11 protein-coding genes and 1 other RNA gene are annotated in these 15,099 nt (G+C 55.1%); 4 read left to right on the top strand and 8 right to left on the bottom strand.

The window, feature by feature from the left end:
• Window positions 1-27: 27 nt before the first annotated feature.
• A complete protein-coding gene (locus INF61_RS04830) occupies window positions 28-705 on the bottom strand; it encodes a molecular chaperone (protein WP_063135072.1) in 678 nt (225 codons plus the stop codon).
• 56 nt (window positions 706-761) lie between these two features.
• Window positions 762-1,292 carry a fimbrial protein gene (locus tag INF61_RS04825; RefSeq protein WP_032670987.1) on the bottom strand — a complete coding sequence of 177 codons (531 nt, stop codon included), beginning with the start codon at window positions 1,290-1,292 and terminating at the stop codon, window positions 762-764.
• Between the two features lie 353 nt (window positions 1,293-1,645).
• Here INF61_RS04825 and INF61_RS04820 point away from each other — a divergent pair, with 353 nt between their 5' ends.
• Together INF61_RS04820 and INF61_RS04815 are read left to right on the top strand one after the other, a co-directional pair.
• Entirely contained in the window at window positions 1,646-2,305 is a 660-nt protein-coding gene (locus INF61_RS04820; RefSeq protein WP_032670986.1) for a winged helix-turn-helix transcriptional regulator, read from the top strand.
• Window positions 2,306-2,382: 77 nt separating this feature from the next.
• Complete coding sequence (locus INF61_RS04815; protein ID WP_193547559.1) at window positions 2,383-3,012, top strand: helix-turn-helix domain-containing protein; 630 nt, start codon at window positions 2,383-2,385, stop codon at window positions 3,010-3,012.
• A gap of 46 nt (window positions 3,013-3,058) precedes the next feature.
• On the opposite strand, the gene INF61_RS04810 is transcribed toward INF61_RS04815, so the two are convergent.
• The 3 genes from INF61_RS04810 to INF61_RS04800 form a co-directional block, all read right to left on the bottom strand.
• Window positions 3,059-3,253, bottom strand: a complete 195-nt coding sequence (locus tag INF61_RS04810) for a YdiH family protein (RefSeq protein ID WP_003857766.1) — start codon at window positions 3,251-3,253, stop codon at window positions 3,059-3,061.
• Window positions 3,254-3,338: 85 nt separating this feature from the next.
• A complete protein-coding gene (gene menI / locus INF61_RS04805) occupies window positions 3,339-3,749 on the bottom strand; it encodes a 1,4-dihydroxy-2-naphthoyl-CoA hydrolase (RefSeq protein WP_047726921.1) in 411 nt (136 codons plus the stop codon).
• A complete protein-coding gene (locus INF61_RS04800; RefSeq protein ID WP_193547558.1) occupies window positions 3,746-6,802 on the bottom strand; it encodes an FAD-binding and (Fe-S)-binding domain-containing protein in 3,057 nt (1,018 codons plus the stop codon). The genes menI and INF61_RS04800 overlap by 4 nt, the downstream gene beginning before the upstream one ends.
• A gap of 199 nt (window positions 6,803-7,001) precedes the next feature.
• Between INF61_RS04800 and ydiK the strand changes: the two genes are divergently transcribed.
• Together ydiK and rprA are read left to right on the top strand one after the other, a co-directional pair.
• Window positions 7,002-8,117 carry an AI-2E family transporter YdiK gene (gene ydiK, locus INF61_RS04795; protein ID WP_015570721.1) on the top strand — a complete coding sequence of 372 codons (1,116 nt, stop codon included), beginning with the start codon at window positions 7,002-7,004 and terminating at the stop codon, window positions 8,115-8,117.
• Window positions 8,118-8,325: 208 nt separating this feature from the next.
• An RNA gene (gene rprA / locus INF61_RS04790) (antisense sRNA RprA) lies at window positions 8,326-8,433 on the top strand.
• A gap of 5 nt (window positions 8,434-8,438) precedes the next feature.
• Here rprA and INF61_RS04785 read toward each other — a convergent pair.
• The 3 genes from INF61_RS04785 to ppsA form a co-directional block, all read right to left on the bottom strand.
• A complete protein-coding gene (locus INF61_RS04785) occupies window positions 8,439-10,814 on the bottom strand; it encodes a glycoside hydrolase family 3 N-terminal domain-containing protein (RefSeq protein WP_032670984.1) in 2,376 nt (791 codons plus the stop codon).
• 3 nt (window positions 10,815-10,817) lie between these two features.
• Entirely contained in the window at window positions 10,818-12,218 is a 1,401-nt protein-coding gene (locus tag INF61_RS04780) for an MFS transporter (protein ID WP_032648070.1), read from the bottom strand.
• 235 nt (window positions 12,219-12,453) lie between these two features.
• Window positions 12,454-14,832 carry a phosphoenolpyruvate synthase gene (gene ppsA / locus INF61_RS04775; RefSeq protein ID WP_017384643.1) on the bottom strand — a complete coding sequence of 793 codons (2,379 nt, stop codon included), beginning with the start codon at window positions 14,830-14,832 and terminating at the stop codon, window positions 12,454-12,456.
• Window positions 14,833-15,099: the final 267 nt, after the last annotated feature.

The raw sequence follows: 15,099 nt of genomic DNA, 5'->3' as shown, positions 1-15,099 counted from the left end.
GACGAACACCTGATAAACGCGTAAGGATCACAAACTGGCCCGGTGTAATTCGCCAGGGCTGCCATAATCGTTAATGACTTTAAACGTCAGCGTATTGCCACTGGTTCCGTTCGGTAACGGAAAACGGGCTGAGCCTGAAGGCATCACGTACGTGACATCGTCAAGTTTCTTATCACCCAACGTAATTTCATTGAAATTGATAACGTACGGCGTAGGGTTATTAACCTGAAGGGAATTCCCCGCACGATGCCAGGTTAATTTATTGGCTTGCTCCTCGGGGGTAGATGCACGAAGAGTCTCTGGTCGATAAATTAATTTGATGCGCGTTTTGACGGCAATTTGTAGCGAGTTCATCTGCTTTGAGGCTGACGGAATAGCTTTAATGTTCAGCCAGAATAAACTCTCCTGCCTCTGTGGCAGCGAGCCGGTCATGACAATACGCTCAAGGTTTTTTTGCCCGCCGTCCAGCCGATACAGTGGTGGCGTAATAATAAAAGGCGCTTTACCCGATTGTTCATCCTGAACATCTATCCACGACTGGATTAAATAAGGAACGTTATCAGGATTAGTAATACCTATTGACGCCTCTTTTTTAGCCCCATCGAAAATAATACGGGTGCCGCCAATAATTACTCCTGCACTGACGGATGTTAACGTCAGCGGTAACAGCGCCATAGCCAGGCCCATTGTCGTGATAAAACGCATTTTAATACCTCATAAAACAAGGGGCCGGGCGGGCCCCTGCTGATTACTGCAATGACTTAGTTGTATACCACAGAGAAGTTTGCGACCGAGTTAGCCGGGCCCGCGGTCACGGATGCCGCGGTGGCGATATACTGCGCGTAGAAGTTCAGCGTATTATCAGCCGTACTGCTGAGTGCATAGGTATAGCTGTTGCTGCCGTGCAGCGGCAGATCGGCTTTATCTGCCGTCATCAGGTTAATCGCCACCCCGGTGGCCGCCCCCGCCACGGACGTATCAATCGCCAGCAGGCTGGCGTTGGTTAGATCCGGCGTACCGTCAAAACGGACTTTTGCATTGGTGACCGTTACCGGACAGTTTTTCAAAATAATATTAAATTGCGTCGCAGCCGTTCTCGCCCCGGTTGTCGGGAATTCCGTTTTGTAATAATCGCCTAATACCACCACCTGATTCTGGGATGCCACATCAACGTCGCAGGCAGAATCCAGAATATTTCCGTTAAAATTAACGGTACCGGCCGCTGCGAATGCATTGGTCATGGTGAGTACAGAACCTGCCGCTAACATTGCCATCATCAATTTTTTATTCATAATTTTATATCCCGTATTACTCTAGTTATTACCGATATTCAGTTAAAGAAATAAAACCCCTCCGACGAGTCAAAATTTATACAACTCTTTTTGCGCATACAATCAATTTTGAGGTCTAGCTGTGGATCCTCTTTTAACAATTACAAAACATATACACGTGGAAATACCTTAAGAATAATAGCCGCAGTCTACTTTTAGACCTGAATAAAAAAGGTTTCATTTTCAATTAATTAACACTTAAAAACAGGTGAGTCTATAATTAGACTTGCCGCAAATATTCCCTGACCTGCTGGTTTTTAAGATAATTCCTTATGTTGATTAAAAAATGATCGCATCAGACAGTGAGGTCTCACATGAATACCCGGTTCGCGCCTGTGTCAGAAATTGATAAGTCAACAGTGCTCGGCGCTAAGCCTTTTAAGCACATTGAAAAAATAATCGATAATGTTTTGCCGCATGCGGAGAGAGGCATTATTGCCAGAGGAGAAATTATCCATTATTGCTCCGGCGATACCCGTCAATGCTTTTTACTGTTGCATGGCAGCGTGGCGTTACACCGTCGCGGGGACGGTATCGTCTTAAATTCTGAATCCGCGCCATTTATACTCGGCGTGAGCAGCCAGTTATCGTCTGAACACCTGTACGTCAGAGCGCTGGAAACTTCAGAGGTGGCCAGCGTTTCGCTGGCGTGTTTCAATCATGTTGTCGCACAACAGAATTTATGGGAGCACTTCTCAAACCTGCTGATCTACACCGCATCGCGCGTCTACGAACATTGCGCCCAGATATCGCAAATGTCGGCTTATGACATTATCCGCTTTCAACTGGTTGAGTTAATGCAGGAGCCGGAAGCCATAAGACAAAACATTACCGCCGCAGCCTATATCAAAAGCCGCACCTATCTTTCACGCAGCGGCATTATGCGGATCCTCGCGGAGTTGCGGACGGGGAAATACATCACCATGGAGCGTGGCGTATTAGTTGAGATCCATCATTTACCCCGTAAGTACTGAGGCTGTATTTATCTCTGGAGAAGGTGAAAAAGAAGAGCGACACTATAGAGAGTACAGTCTCTTTCCAGGTTAACGCTATGTCTTCTGACAAACCATCGCATCGCGGCTCTCCCTATGCTCAGGAACTGATTTCTGATTTACAGCCGCACTGCGCCACGCATAAAACCGATCCCGGCGAGCAACTTGATCTCCAGGTTGACGGGCAGAGCATGTGTTATTTAATTCTTGATGGCACGGTCGCCATATACAGAAGAAGCGACGACATGATGCTTTCAACGGCGCGCAGTCCCTCCCTGTTTGGCCTCGCTAACCTGACGGACATTTATTTTAATGACTACCTCCGAACGGTAACGCCTTGCCTGATTGGTGTGCTCACGACCGATCGGGTGGCTCAAATTATCAAAGAGAAGGCGCTGTGGGGGCTGCTTTCTAATCATCTGATGTTTGTCTATAACCGCCTCTATCACAACGTCATGCCGAAAGGCGCGCCAACCGCGTACGAGATGATTCGCCAGCAGCTCGTGCTGCTGATGCAGGAAGATGACAGCTACCGACGCGGCGTGACGGCGGAAAGGTATATCAGGGATAAAACCCATCTTTCCCGCAGTGGCGTAATGCGGATCCTGGCTGATCTGAAAACGGGTGGGTTCATCGAAATGGAAGAAGGCCGGCTGATTAAAATTAACAAACTGCCTGCCAGATACTGAATGTCAGACACAAAAAAGGCCGCGCTTGCGGCCTTTTCTTCACTGCTTAATGGACGTGAACGCCCAACCGCCAGGCAAAGTAGATCTCTTCTTTCAGTTCGTTTGAAGAGAGCGCCAGCAAATCCGTAAATTCCAGCTCAAGCTGTTTCAGCTTTTTCAGGTACTGCGCGGGAGACAGATTGCTTTTATCGCGACGTAAATATTCAATTGCCAGCTGTGTTGGGGTTATTTCAGTATCCATGATGTCCTCGCTTATGTTCAAAACGTGACCAGTATATCACAATCAGGCGGCTAATTTTTGACCAAAAGCAAGACATCTGGAAACTTTACACAACGGCTGTCGTCAGCCTTGATGAACAACACAGGCGATCCTGCTCGTCCAGAATATCAATCTGCCACACCTGATGACGGCTTCCGGCATGCAGCGCCCGGCAGACGCCGCGCACGCGCCCGCTGCGAACGGAGCGGATGTGGTTGGCATTGACCTCCAGACCCACCACCTTCTGCTCTCCTTCCGTACACAGGTAGCCCGCCACCGACCCCAGCGTTTCGGCCAGCACGACGGACGCGCCGCCGTGCAACAGGCCAAACGGTTGATGAGTACGGCTGTCTACCGGCATCGTCGCTTCCAGTTCGTTGTCGCCAATGCGCGTGAACTGGATGTCCAGCAAACCAACCATGTTCTCCGCGCCCATGGCATTTAAGGCCTCAAGGGTGAACGCACGTTTCCAGATCATCCGATAATCTCCAGTAAAGCCTGCAATGGATGGCGGACGCCGTTACCTTCCACCCGTTTCACCTGGCTGCGGCAGGAGTAGCCCGTCGCCAGACAGCGGTTGCGTGGCAGGCGCTGCATCGCCTGATGCCACGACAGCTCGTAAATGCCGAGCGAATTAGCGTGGTTTTTGACTTCATGGCCGTAGGTTCCGGCCATACCGCAGCAGCCCACGTTAACGCTTTCCAGCTTCGCGCCAAACCGGGCAAAGATAGAAGCCCACTGGGCAGGCGCCGTCGGCAGCGCCGTCACTTCGGTGCAGTGCCCAAACAGATACCAGGCTTCTCCACTCACCTCCTGAGTGGGCGTTTGCGTCAGCACCGCAGGCAGCCACTCGTGCACCAGTAAGACCTGAAAATCACCGCGCTTATCGCCGAGCGTCTGCTTATATTCATCCCGGTAACAGAGCACCAGCGCCGGATCGACGCCCACCATCGGCATACCGAGCTGCGCCACGCGATTCAGAAAATCTGAAGTTTTCTGCGCGGTTTTCGCAAAGCGGGTGAGGAAACCTTTTATGTGCTGCGCCTTGCCGTTCGGCGAGAACGGCAGCACCACCGGCTGGTAGCCGATTTTTTCGGCCAGTCGGACAAAATCGGCCACCACCTGGGCATCGTAATAGCTGGTAAACGGATCCTGCACCACCAGCACCACCTTCGCTTTCTGCTCAGGGCTTAATGCTTCCAGTTGTTCCAGGGTCATGTTCGCCGAGCGGTGCCCCACCAGCCGACGCTGGAGCGATGGCACCGACAGCAGCGGCAGATCCACCATGCCGATATGTTTTTCTGACAGTTTGCGCACCAGCGGCTGGTTGATAAAGAAGTTAAAGGTTTTTGGCGCACGGGCCATCAGCGGCGCGTAACTCTCCACCGTCGCCACCAGATGATCGCGCATCGGGCGCAGATAACGCGTGTGGTACAGCTGGAGGAAGCGGGAACGGAATTCCGGTACGTCAATTTTAATCGGGCACTGGGTTGAACACGCCTTGCACGCCAGGCAGCCGGACATCGCCTCTTTCACCTCATGCGAGAAATCGTATTCACCTTTGTTCGCATGCCAGCTGTTGCGGGTGCGTTCGATAAGCCCGCGCAGGCTGGCGCGTTTTTCCGGCAGCTCCTGTTCCAGCTTGAGCGGGTCAACGCCGCGGTCGGCCAGCAGGCGCAGCCATTCGCGCACCAGCGTGGCACGCCCTTTCGGGGAATGAATGCGGTTGCTGGTGATTTTCATCGACGGACACATCGGGCTTTTCACATCGAAGTTGAAGCACAGCCCGTTGCCGTTGCACTCCATCGCGCCGCGCCAGGAAGCGCGTACCGCAATCGGAATTTGTCGGTCATAGGTGCCGCGCTTGACGGCGTCCACCTGCAACATCGGCGCATCGATGCCCTCCGGCGGGCAGATTTTTCCCGGGTTAAGGCGGTTATCGGGATCAAAAGCGGCTTTCACCTTACGCAGCTCGGCGTAAAGTTGTTCGCCAAAAAACGCCGGGCTGTACTCGGCGCGGAATCCTTTGCCGTGCTCGCCCCATAACAAGCCGCCGTATTTGGCCGTGAGGGCCACGACCTCGTCGGAGATCTCCTTCATCAGGATCTCCTGCTGCGGGTCGCACATGTCCAGCGCCGGGCGCACGTGCAGCACACCCGCGTCCACGTGCCCGAACATGCCATAGCTCAGACCATGGCTGTCGAGCAGCGCGCGAAACTCCACAATATAATCAGCAAGGTGTTCCGGCGGCACGCAGGTATCTTCCGCAAACGGAATCGGCTTCGCCGCCCCTTTCGCGTTGCCGAGCAGCCCCACCGCTTTTTTACGCATCGCGTAGATTCGCTCGATGCCGGAGAGATCGTTACACAGCTGCCAGCCAATGACGCCGCCTTCCCCCTGGGCAATCAGCTCGTCCAGACGCTGGCAGAGCGTGCTTACCTGGCTCTCAATCAGCTCTGCGTCATCCCCGGCGAACTCGACGATGTTCAGGCCGAGCATCTCTTTATCCGGCACGTCAGTAATCAGTTCGCTCACCGAATGCCAGACGATATCTTCCCGGGCCAGGTTCAGAACTTTTGAATCGACGGTTTCCACCGACAGCGCCCGCGCCTCCACCATAAACGGTGCATTACGCAGCGCGGAGTCAAAGGAGTTGTATTTGACATTCACCAGACGGCGCACCTTTGGCAACCGGGTGATCTCCAGACGCGCTTCGGTGATGAAGGCCAGCGTCCCTTCTGACCCGGTCAGTACGCGGGTAAGATCGAACTGGCTCAGATCGTCATTAAAGACATGGCGCAGATCGTAGCCCGTCAGGAAGCGGTTAAGCTTCGGGAATTTGTTGAGGATCAGTTCGCGATTTTCGCGGCAGCGCTCCAGCACGGTACGATAAATCCGTCCGCTGGTGGTGCTCTCTTTTGCCAGCGTTTCGGCCAGCTCGATCGGCATCGGTTGGGTATCGAGGATATCGCCCCCCAGCAGCACCGCCCGCACACCCATAACGTGATCGGAGGTTTTGCCGTAGACCAGCGAGCCCTGCCCCGAGGCATCGGTGTTGATCATCCCGCCAATGGTCGCGCGGTTACTGGTGGAAAGCTCTGGCGCAAAAAAATAGCCGTAAGGTTTCAAAAACTGATTCAGCTGATCTTTGATCACTCCCGCTTCCACTCGCACCCACCCCTCTTCCGGGTTGATCTCAATGATGCGGTTCATATAGCGGGACATATCAATGATGATGCCCTGGTTCAGCGCCTGCCCGTTGGTACCCGTCCCGCCGCCGCGTGGGGTAAAGACCAGGGTGCTGAAACGCTCCTGCGACGCCAGACGGGCGATGAGCGCCACATCGGCGGTAGAGCGCGGGAAAACGACGGCATCGGGAAGAAGCTGGTAAATACTATTATCGGTCGCCATCGTCAGCCTGTCGGCATAATCGGTGGCGGTGTCACCTGTAAAACCCTGTTGCTCCAGTGCCTGCAAAAAATTAAGCACCAGCTGAACGACGCCCGGTGCCTGAGAAATCTGTGGGATCATTGCTGTCGACCCTAATGAGAATAGTGTGAAATCGTTTGCGTTGTGTCTGGAAAGTTTTATCACATTTTTTTCTTATGTGCTTCGTAGAATTACGGGCAAAATCCGCCTGTCAAAAATCGCTGAAATCACTAATGATTAGAGAGATGCGGTTTATATTCCCATCAGCCTTGCTGGTGTTCATTTAAGGAAAGTTTCGTTTATGGTCAATCTTCGTCAGCCCAGGGATGTCGCGCAGATACTGCTGTCGGTGCTGTTCTTAGCCATTATGATTATTGCGTGTCTGTGGATTGTTCGTCCTTTCGTGCTCGGATTTGCCTGGGCCGCGACCGTGGTCGTCGCAACCTGGCCTTTACTCTTACGTTTGCAGAAACTGCTGTTTGGTCGCCGCGGCCTGGCCGTGCTGGTGATGACGCTGCTGTTGTTCCTGCTGTTTATTATTCCCATTGCACTGCTGGTTAACAGCCTGGTTGACAGTAGCGGCCCGGTTATTCGCGCGGTCACCAGCGGTGATATGACACTGCCGGATCTCGCGTGGCTGAACAGCATTCCTGTTGTGGGCGCAAAACTGTACAGCGGCTGGCACAGCCTGCTGGAGATGGGCGGTAGCGCGCTGATGGCCAAAGTACGTCCGTACATCGGCACAACCACCACCTGGTTTGTGGGGCAGGCTGCGCACATTGGTCGCTTCATGATGCACTGTACGTTGATGCTGGTCTTCAGCGCCCTGCTGTACTGGCGCGGCGAGCAGGTTGCGCTGGGGGTACGTCATTTCGCCACCCGACTGGCAGGTAAACGCGGCGATGCGGCCGTGCTGCTGGCAGCCCAGGCCGTCCGCGCGGTAGCGCTCGGCGTGGTGGTCACAGCGCTGGTGCAGGCTGTACTTGGCGGAATCGGGCTGGCAATTTCCGGCGTACCTTATGCCACCATTTTCACCGTCGTCATGCTGATGACCTGTCTGGCTCAGCTCGGTCCGCTGCTGGTGCTGGTTCCCTGCATTATCTGGCTTTACTGGACGGGGGACACGACCTGGGGCACGGTGCTACTGGTCTGGAGTTGCGTGGTGGGCACCATGGATAACGTGATCCGTCCCCTCCTCATCCGCATGGGCGCTGACCTGCCGCTGATTCTGATCCTGTCCGGGGTGATCGGGGGGTTAATTGCCTTCGGCATGATTGGCCTGTTCATCGGTCCGGTGCTGCTTGCGGTAACCTGGCGTCTCTTCTCCGCCTGGGTGCATGAAGTGCCGCCGCCGGGAACCGACCCTGACGTCATCTTAAGCGAACTTGAAGAACTGGAAGATAAGAACGCGCAGTAAGAACGTAGGCCGGGTGGCGCTAACGCTTACCCGGCTACACTCTCCACAGCAATACTTAAACGTTGCTAAACTATTTATTCTCTGCACACTGGTCAGACCCGCCTTTTTCTGCCTAAAACCGTCATTCTCTTCAAGAAATCTTTACCTGCCTTTAACTATTGAGACGAATCCGATCGACTCAAAATCCTGGCATGCCTACTATTAAGACACGGTTATAAATCAACACCTTGATTTATAAGCATGGAAATCCCCTGAGTGAAACAACGAATTGCTGTGTGTAGTCTTTGCCCATCTCCCACGATGGGCTTTTTTTTATCCTTTTTACGCCCGTGTAATGTCACAGCGGCTGAGCATACGCCATTCCCCCGCCAGCTCCCGCGTCTCCCCGGTTACCAGCACGTTCACCACCTCGCGTATATCCGCCGAGGACGCGCCAACCTGTAGCTCAAATTCCCCTGGCTCGACAATCCGCTTCCCGTCCCGGCGGGTGAAATTAAACATCTCCACCGGCAGGGTAAAGGTCAGCGTGGCGGTTTCTCCCGGTGAAAGCGTAACGCGCTGGAACGCTTTCAGCTCCTGAAGCGGACGCACCTGCGTAGCGACCTTATCGCGTACGTACACCTGTACCACTTCGCTGCCGCTGCGCTCGCCGGTGTTGGTGATATCGACGCTTAACGCCACCTCTCCGTCGATCGGGACGCGGCTTTCCGTCAGGCGGGCCGCGCCCCAGCGAAACTGCGTCCAGCCGAGACCGTAACCGAACGGGTAAAGTGCGCCGAAATGGAACGCAAACGGCGTGCCGCCGCTTTTCAGCTTGTGGTTATAGTAGTACGGCATCGCCCCGGCGTTTTTCGGCACGCTCACTACCAGCCTGCCCTGCGGCTCCGCGCGGCCGGTTAAGACATCGGCAATCGCCCAGCCCCCTTCCTGCCCCGGCGCCCAGGCCATCATCAGCGCGGCCACCTTCTCTTCCAGCCCCTGAAGGTTATAAGGACGCCCACCCGTCATGACGACAATCACTGGCTTACCAGTTGCCACCAGCGCCTCCAGCAGCTGTTGCTGCACGCCCGGCAGATCCAGCGAATCGGTATCCGAACCTTCCCCCACGGTGCCGCTCTGGAATAGCCCGGCGAGGTCGCCCACGCAGGCCACCACCACGTCACTCTCTTTTGCCGCGCTCACGGCGTCGGGGATCAAATCCGTGCGTTGTGAAACCGGCGATTGCTGCATCGGCTTACCGCCGCTGTCGCCCGGGAACACCGGTGCGCCCGCCATCCGTTTTTCGATAATGTGGCACCCTTTGGCGTAACGTATCTGTGATGCGCCAAGGTACTGTTCCAGCGCCGCGCGCGGGGTAGTCACCTGCGAGGTCTCTTCAACCATATCGCTGATAATCAGGTGAACCGGGAAGCTGTAGCCGCTCAGTAACGCCAGTGGATCGTCCGCCGTCGGCCCCACTACCGCTACACGGGGTTTTCCGCCGAGGGGCAAAATGCCGTTATTTTCCAGCAGCGTGATCGATTTTGTTGCCACCTCGCGCGCCACCTGCCGGGTCGCCTCATTCTGCAAATCGATACCGTCTTCGTCGGCGTACGGTTTTTCAAACAGCCCGAGACGGAATTTTTCACTTAGCACGCGCGCCACAATCTCATCCACTTTCGCCATTGAGATGAGCCCACGCTCTACCGCTTCAGCCAGATGACGCGCGCAGTCATCCTTCGGCAGTTCCACGTCCAGCCCGGCGTTAAACGCCAGAGCCGCCGATTCCGCTGGATCGTGAGAAATCCCGTGGTGCTGGTGCAGCAGGCTGACGCCGCCGTAATCCGCCACGATAATGCCGTCGAAGCCCCACTGTTCACGCAGCACGGTGGTGAGCAGAAAATGGTCGCTGTGCCCTGGCTGATTATCAATGTCGTGATAGGCTGGCATCACCGAACCGGCGTTGGCCAGCTTTACCGCCATCTCAAACGGCAGCAGGAAGGTATCGTTAAGCTCGCTGAAACCGAGATGGACCGGCGCATGATTGCGCGCCCCTTCGCTGAAGGAGTGGCCGACGTAATGTTTCAGGGTCGCCAGCAGATCGCGCTTATCGCCCTGCAACCCCTTCACGTACGCCGTCGCCATCACCCCTACCAGCCACGGATCTTCCCCAAAGGTCTCTTCCGTCCGTCCCCAGCGCACATCGCGCGAGACATCCAGCACCGGGGCCAGTCCCTGCTGGCACCCGACGGATCGGGCCTCTTTGCCAATCTGCTCCGCCGCCCGCTGCACCAGCGCCGGGTCCCAGGTAGAACCGTAGTTCAGCGACGACGGGAACAGCGTTGCATCTTTGCACAGCAGCCCTACCAGACACTCTTCATGAAACAGCGCCGGAATGCCGAGCCGGGTCTCCTCCATCATCATGCGTTGCAGGCGGTTGGCGGCACGCACGCCGGTTTTTGCATCAACAATGTGCGTGCCGAGCGGGCGGGTGATCTGCCCGACGCCCAGCTTCAGCCTTTCGCTGAGGGACGCCTGTTCACTCACGCCGGCGAATTCATCGCTCAGATCGCTGCGCTCGCGGTGGTTGCCGTGTTCATCAAGGATCAGCCAGTACGCGTGCATCTGGGCAAATTTCTCTTCCGGCGTCATACGCGCCAGTAAATCAGCGACACGCTCGTGTACGGAACGTCCCGCGTCCTTGTAGATCGCAGTCATGGTTTACTCCTGTAGTGCGGATTGGGTTGCCGGGCTGAGCTGCCCCGTATCGTTTCGACTATCGCGTTTGCTGGCCAGCTCGCGGGCGATGCTGTCCACCAGTCGGCTGTTAAGTTTGTAGATGGCAAGGAGAGCCACCATGCAGAGGAACAGCGCGCAGGGGATCAGGGTGAACAGGGCATTGATGGTTGCGAGAACGTGAGGCGCCTGGTTTGCCTGACCCGGCGCGTAATCCACCATGCCAAGCACCCAACCGACCACCGCCCCGCCCAGCGCCAGCCCAAACTTGATGGCAAACAGGGCGGTAGAAAAGACCAGCCCGTCAAGGCGGCGGCCGCTACGGTGTTCTTCGTAGTCCACCACATCGGAGAACATGGTCCATTGCAGCGGCGTGGTCAGGTTCTGAATAAAACTAAACACAATATTCAGACCGAATATCAGCCACACCTGTGAAGGCGGAATGAAGAAAATCAGCGCGCCAAAAATAACGAAAGAAATAATGGTCCACTGATAGGCACGCACCCGGTCAAATTTGCCCAGCAGGCGTTCAGATAATAATGCGCCGCTTAAGGAGGCCACCATGCCGGAAACAATAAAGGCAAAAACCAGTTCCGGACGTAACAGAACATAGTTAACGTAATACATGGTCGCAGAGCCACGCGTCACGACGGCGGTTAACAGTAAAATATTAAACAGAAAAACAATTCGCCACTGGCTATTGGCGGCCAGCAGTTTTAAATCCGTCAGCATCGAGCCGGAGGTGTCATTGCGCGGCGAGTAACGCTCCCGGGTCATAAAGAAGCAGCAGAAGAATAAAACAATACCCAGCAGCCCCATCAGGCTCATGGCATAGAAATAGCCTTTTTGCACATTCCCCTGGCCTAATAATGAGACCAGCGGCAGCGCGATGACGGTTACAATCAACCCGCCGATAAACGACAGGCCAAAGCGCCAGGATTGCAGCGAGTGGCGTTCGCGCGGGTCGAGCGTCAGCGCGCCAGGCATGGCACAGTAAGGGACGTTAATCGCGGAATAGATCAGACTCAGGATGGCATAGGTTACGCAGGCATAGACAATTTTCGCCGTCGCCCCGGCATCAGGTACGTAGAAGGTAATCAGGCAGCTCACGCCAAACGGAATGGCAAACCAGAGCAGCCAGGGACGAAAACGACCGTGGCGGGTCTGAGTGCGGTCCACCAGCGCGCCAATGCACGGGTCGACAAACGCATCGACCACGCGCACCACTAAAAACATGGTGCCCATAATGGCCGCAGGCAAACCGAATACGTCCGTATAGAAATAAGCGAGAAATAACGTTGCCGTTTGCCAGACCAGCGCGCTGGCCATATCGCCGAGGCCATAACCTATTTTATCTTTGGTACGTAATACAGAGGAGATTGTCATTGTTATTTGCCTTTTTATCAGGTTAAAACGTATTTCAACCAGTCGCGCATCATCCCGACGGATGTACGCGGTAAGGCTCAAGTATTAGCAACGCCCTGCCCGCTAACAATTGTCTAAATTAACAGATAAATTATGATATTTGGTTTTTTTGCTTTATTTGTGATGGTGAGCATATTCGCAGGAAAATAAAAAAGGCGAGGACAGATATCCTCGCCTTTTTCAGGTTGTGCAGGTTTTACTTGTTCAGCTCTGCCAGGCTCAGCCAGGTCTGCACCACGGTGTCCGGGTTCAGGGAGAGGCTATCAATCCCCTCATCCATCAGCCAGGCCGCAAAGTCTTCATGGTCAGAAGGACCCTGGCCGCAAATCCCGACATATTTCCCCTGTTTCTTCGCCGCGCGGATGGCCATGGAGAGCAGCGCTTTCACCGCCTCGTTACGCTCATCGAACAGCTCAGAGACGACGCCGGAGTCGCGGTCCAGGCCGAGCGCCAGCTGCGTCATGTCATTCGAGCCAATGGAGAAGCCGTCGAAGTGCTCCAGGAACTGCTCGGCCAGCAGGGCGTTGGACGGAATTTCACACATCATGATGATCTTCAGCCCGTTCTCGCCGCGCTTCAGCCCCTGACGCGCCAGCTCATCAACCACCGCCTTCGCCTGATCCACGGTACGGACGAACGGGATCATGATTTCCACGTTGGTCAGCCCCATGTCGTTGCGCACGCGTTTTACCGCCTCGCACTCCAGCGCGAAGCAGTCGCGGAAGCTTTCCGACACGTAGCGCCCGGCGCCGCGGAAGCCCAGCATCGGGTTCTCTTCTTCCGGCTCGTAGCGTTCGCCGCCCACCAGGTTGGCGTATTCGTTGGACTTAAAGTCCGACAGACGCACGATCACGCGTTTCGGGTAGAAGGCCGCGCCGAGCGTGGCGATCCCTTCCGTCAGACGACCCACATAGAACTCTCTCGGCGAGTCGTAACCCTTCATCATCTCGCGGATTTCGTTTTGCAGTTTTGCGTCCTGGTCGTCGAACTCCAGCAGCGCACGCGGGTGCACCCCGATCATACGGTTAATAATAAATTCCAGACGCGCCAGGCCCACGCCTTCGTTCGGCAGGCAGGCGAAGTCAAACGCGCGGTCCGGGTTGCCGACGTTCATCATGATCTTCAGCGGCAGGTCCGGCATGGTATCCACGCTGGAGCTTTTCACGCTGAAGTCGAGGATATCGGCATACACGTAGCCGGTATCGCCTTCGGCACAGGAGACCGTCACCTTCTGGTCGTCCTTCATGCGCTCGGTGGCATCACCGCAGCCGACTACCGCCGGGATCCCCAGCTCACGGGCGATAATAGCCGCGTGACAGGTACGGCCGCCGCGGTTGGTGACGATGGCAGCCGCTTTTTTCATGATCGGTTCCCAGTCCGGGTCGGTCATATCGGTCACCAGCACGTCGCCAGGCTGAATGCGGTTCATCTCGCTGATGTCGTGGATCACTTTCACCGGACCGGCACCGATGCGGTGACCAATTGCGCGGCCTTCCGCGACAATTTTGCCCTGCGCGTGCAGGGTGTAGCGCTCCATGACCTGACCGCGTGAACGTACGGTTTCCGGACGCGCCTGCACGATAAACAGCTTGCCGGTGTGTCCGTCTTTCGCCCACTCGATGTCCATTGGACGGCCATAGTGTTTTTCAATCTGCACCGCCTGCTTCGCCAGCTCTTCCACTTCGGCGTCGGTCAGTGAGAAGCGATCCCGCTGCTCCTGCGGCACATCTTCAATGGTGACCTGTTTGCCATGCTCTTGCGTCGGAGCATAGATCATGCGAATTTTTTTCGAACCCATGGTGCGACGTACCACTGCCGGACGGTTAGCCGCCAGCGTAGGCTTGTGCACGTAGAATTCGTCAGGGTTCACTGCCCCCTGCACCACCATCTCGCCCAGACCCCATGCGGAGGTGATAAACACCACCTGGTCGAAGCCGGATTCAGTGTCGATAGAGAACATCACGCCGGAAGAGCCTACGTCCGAGCGCACCATGCGCTGCACGCCGGCGGAAAGCGCGACGCCGCGATGGTCGTAGCCCTGGTGCACGCGATAGGAGATAGCGCGGTCATTAAACAGGGAAGCAAACACGTGCTTCACCGCCACCAGCACCGCATCGTAACCCTGAACGTTCAGGAACGTTTCCTGCTGACCGGCGAAAGAGGCGTCCGGCATATCTTCCGCGGTGGCGGAAGAGCGCACGGCAAAGGAGGCCTGCGCGTCGTCAGCGGAGAGCTGGTTGTACGCGTCGTGAATGGCTTTTTCCAGTTCCGGCTGGAAAGGTGTGTCGATAATCCACTGGCGGATTTGCGCGCCGGCTTTGGCAAGCTCGGTGACATCATCAATATCCGTTTTATCCAGCAGGTCGTAAATGCGCTGGTTTACACCGCTCTGGTCTAAAAACAGGTTAAACGCATCGGCGGTTGTGGCAAACCCGTTAGGTACGGAGACACCCATACCGGACAGATTTGTAATCATTTCACCCAGGGAGGCATTTTTGCCCCCAACTCTGTCTACATCATTCATGCCGAGTTGGTTATACCAAAGCACCAGCGGTGACGAGCCATTGTTGGACATCGAAACAATCCTTTTGTGATATTTGATCGGAGTAAGAAACACCTGACTACGTATTTATACTGGCATATTTATTTCCGCTAAAAAAACGGTGAATCGTGTAAGCAATTTAAATTTTCAACTTTTCGGACAGTTTCCCGGCACTCGCTAACCCGATGATTCCTATAGATTCCGGCAAAAACCATAGAAATAAAGCCGCTATTCGAAAAATGAAATCCACTTTTCAGGAAAATCAAAAACACCATTTCATTTTAAATTCAGATAAGTTCT

Origin of the sequence: Enterobacter cloacae complex sp. P18RS (assembly GCF_014982105.1) — a bacterium.
In the GTDB taxonomy this organism is placed as follows: domain Bacteria; phylum Pseudomonadota; class Gammaproteobacteria; order Enterobacterales; family Enterobacteriaceae; genus Enterobacter; species Enterobacter hormaechei_C.
Note: the sequence above shows the minus strand (reverse complement) of the source record. Positions and strands in the feature narration are given on the sequence as shown.